This is a genomic window from Kitasatospora sp. NPDC029367 (assembly GCF_055569135.1).
The window spans coordinates 1-3,402 of record NZ_JBVHYH010000156.1; the positions used below are offsets into that span (position 1 = coordinate 1).

Genomic DNA, 3,402 nt, shown 5'->3' on the forward strand with positions numbered 1-3,402 from the left:
GAGTTGGGGGGGGGCCGACGTGTTTGGGGGGGGGGGGAGGGGGGGCGGGTGGGGGCGTTGTGGTTTGCGAGGCGGGGGGGGGTGTCTTCTGTTTTTTTCTTTTCCCCCCCCCCCCCCCCCCACCCCACTCGCCTGACCACAGGGCCGTCCGGGATGGACGGCCCTGTCGCGTTTCCCCACGGGACGGGCCCCTCGCCCCGGACGGCCGCCACCGCCGCCGTACCGAGGGAGAAACCCGATGACCACCAGTGCCACCGCCACCGCAAGCACCGCAAGCACCGCTGCCCTGACCGCAGGCACGTCCGACCGAACCGCCCAGGACCGGATCGACGACCCGTCCTCCCACCGGGTCCTGACCGGCGACCGCCCCACCGGCCCGCTCCACCTCGGCCACTACTTCGGCACCCTGCAGAACCGGGTCCGGCTGCAGGACCAGGGCGTCGAGATGTTCGTCCTGGTCGCCGACTACCAGGTCATCACCGACCGCGACATCGCCGACCGGCTCGCCGAACACACCGAGAACCTCGTCCTCGACTACCTCGCCGCCGGCCTCGACCCCGAACGGGCCACGATCTTCGCCCACAGCGCCGTCCCCGCCCTCAACCAGCTGCTGCTGCCCTTCCTCAGTCTGGTGAGCGTCGCCGAACTCAGCCGCAACCCCACCGTCAAGGACGAGATCGCCCACTCCAGCCAGGCCGCCGTGAACGGGCTGATGTTCACCTACCCCGTCCACCAGGCCGCCGACATCCTGTTCTGCAAGGCCGACCTCGTCCCGGTCGGCCAGGACCAGCTGCCCCACCTCGAAGTCGCCCGCACCATCGCCCGCCGCTTCAACGAGCGCTACCCGCACGCCGACGGCAGCGCCGTCTTTCCCCGCCCCCGGGCGCTGCTCTCCGACGCCCCGATGCTGCTCGGCACCGACGGCGGCAAGATGAGCAAGAGCCGTGGCAACGCCGTCGCCCTCGGCGCCGACGAGGACGCCACCGCCCGGACCATCCGCGGCGCGAAGACCGACGCCGACCGCCGCATCAGCTACGACCCGGTCGGCCGCCCGGAGGTGTCCGGCCTCGTCCTGCTCGCGGCGCTCTGCCAGGACCGCGACCCGGAGGCGATCGCCGAGGAGATCGGCGACGGCGGCGCGGCCGCCCTCAAGCGCACCGTCATCGAGTCCGTCAACGAGTACTTCCGCCCGCTGCGCGCCCGCCGCGCCGAGCTCGCCGCCGACCGTGGCCACCTGCGGCAGATCCTGCGCGAGGGCGCCGAACGGGCCAACGCCATCGCCGACGCCACCCTCGCCGAGGTACGGGAGGTGATGGGCGCGATCTGAAGGGTCATCAAGCCGGGCGGCACCCCACCGCGGGCCGTCCGCGGTCCGCTCGTCCAGGGGTCGCTCGTCCAAGGGGCGCTCGTCGACGGCCCGCCCGGGGCGCGACCGGCCGCGGACATCGGCCGGTCGACCCGCGGGCATATCGTCACCGGGCGGCCTCGACCACACCCCGAGGCCGCCCACAGCCCGCCCCTTCCCCGAAAGGTCCGGTCCATGGACCAGCAACCGACCACGCCCGGCCAGGGACTGACCCGCCCGCGGCAGTTGCGCCCCGGCGACCACATCGCCGTCGTCGCCCCCAGCGGCCCGATCGACGCCGGGCGACTCACCGCCGGCTGCGAGATCCTCCGATCCTGGGGCCTGCGCGTCACCGTCGCCCCGCACGTCCTCGACACCCACCCCACCCTCGGCTACCTGGCCGGCAGCGACGCCGACCGCGCCGCCGACATCCAGGACGCGTGGCTCGACCCCGACGTCGACGCCGTCATCTGCGCCCGCGGCGGCTACGGCGTCCACCGCATCGTCGACCTGCTCGACTGGACCGCCATGCGCGCCGCCCGCCCCAAGCCCCTCATCGGGTTCAGCGACGTCAGTTCCCTGCACGAGGCCTTCGCCCAGCGCCTCGGCCTCGCCACCCTGTACGGGCCGATGGCCGCCGCCGCCTCCTTCGTCGAGGACGGCCCCACCGCCGAGCACCTGCGCCGGACCCTCTTCGAGCCCGCCGCCACCACCGTCCTCACCTCGCCCACCGCCGGCCCGCTCGTCCCCGGCCGCGCCCGGGGCATCACCGCCGGAGGTTGCCTCCACGTACTCGTCGCCGAACGCGGCACGCCCGCCGCCCGCCCCTCCTACGCGGGCCGCATCCTGGTCCTCGAAGACGTCAACGAGCACCAGTACCAGCTCGACCGGCTGCTCACCCAGTTCCTGCGCTCCGGCGCCCTCGACGGCGTGGCCGGCATAGCCCTCGGCTCCTGGGAGGGCTGCGGGCGGCCCGAACGGGTCCGGGACGTGATGCTCGACCGTCTCGGCGGCCTCGGGGTGCCCGTGCTCTGGGAACTGGGTTTCGGCCACTGCCCGTCCACCCTGACCGTCCCGCTCGGCGTCCCCGCCCTGCTCGACGCGGACGCCGGCACGCTCACCCTGGAGCTGCCCGCCCTCGTTCCCGCCTCTGCTCCCGACCCTGCCTCCGCTCCCGCCTGAGTCGGCCGCCGGCCCCGGGCCAGTGAGTAGGGTGCGGCCATGAACGAGGACCGCCTCACCGCCCTTGCCCTCGGACTCCTCCGCGGCCCGGGCAGCAACGCCCGTACGATCCTCGGACTTGTCGGCCCGCCCGGAGCCGGCAAGTCCACCCTCGCCCGGCACCTGGTCGCCGAGGTCGAACGCGCCGAGGGCCCCGGCACCGCCGCGTACCTCCCGCTGGACGGCTTCCACCTCTCCACGGCCCAGCTCGACCGCCTCGGACTGACCCACCGCAAGGGCGCCCCGGCCACCTTCGACGCCCACGGCTACGTCGCCCTGCTGCGCAGGGTCGCGGCCGATCGGTTCCAGGACATCTACGTTCCCGACTTCGACCGCACCCTGGACGAACCGGTCGCGGCCCGCCACGTCGTCCGCCCGCACACCCGTCTGGTCATCACCGAGGGCAACTACCTCGCCTCCGCGGACGCCCCGTGGCCGGAGGCCCGTCGGCTGCTGCGCGAGCTCTGGTACGTCGACACCGACGACACCGTCCGCGAGGAGCGGCTGCTCCGCCGCCACCGCGACGGTGGCCGGGACGAGGCCACCGCCCTGCGCTGGGCCACCGGCAACGACCACCCCAACGGCGAGTACGTGAAGCGGGGCCGGGCGCTCTGCACCCGGACCGTCCCCGGAACGCGTTTGCTCCAGGCGCCGGAGAGGGGTAGTGTTTCCTAGTCGCTCGGCAGGGAGCACCGGACACGCATCGGCGCGGACGGTCCCGGAGCGGCCAATCCCCTGAATCACCACTTCCGGTTCGTGCCGGTCGTTTCGCTTTTTCGCGTCTCGGCTCGGTGCTTATTCGGCGTGTGCGTTTTATCGGATTGCGGCTGGATTCG

Annotated in this window: 3 protein-coding genes; all 3 read left to right on the forward strand. The window is 73.6% G+C overall.

The features are described from left to right. Positions 1-238 precede the first annotated feature (238 nt). The 3 genes from trpS (at position 239) to ACZ4W5_RS37900 (ending at position 3,241) form a co-directional block, all read left to right on the forward strand. Entirely contained in the window at positions 239-1,327 is a 1,089-nt protein-coding gene (gene trpS, locus ACZ4W5_RS37890) for a tryptophan--tRNA ligase (RefSeq protein WP_465659797.1), read from the forward strand. Between the two features lie 213 nt (positions 1,328-1,540). After that, entirely contained in the window at positions 1,541-2,527 is a 987-nt protein-coding gene (locus ACZ4W5_RS37895) for a S66 peptidase family protein (protein ID WP_465659799.1), read from the forward strand. A 39-nt stretch (positions 2,528-2,566) separates the two neighbouring features. Then, on the forward strand, positions 2,567-3,241 hold the full coding sequence (locus ACZ4W5_RS37900) for a nucleoside/nucleotide kinase family protein (protein WP_465659801.1): 675 nt from the start codon (positions 2,567-2,569) through the stop codon (positions 3,239-3,241). Positions 3,242-3,402: the final 161 nt, after the last annotated feature.

Coding starts and splice junctions, on each gene's coding strand:
- trpS (WP_465659797.1), top strand. CDS start 239: ATGACCACCAGTGCCACCGCCACCGCAAGCACCGCAAGCACCGCTGCC.
- ACZ4W5_RS37895 (WP_465659799.1), top strand. CDS start 1,541: ATGGACCAGCAACCGACCACGCCCGGCCAGGGACTGACCCGCCCGCGG.
- ACZ4W5_RS37900 (WP_465659801.1), top strand. CDS start 2,567: ATGAACGAGGACCGCCTCACCGCCCTTGCCCTCGGACTCCTCCGCGGC.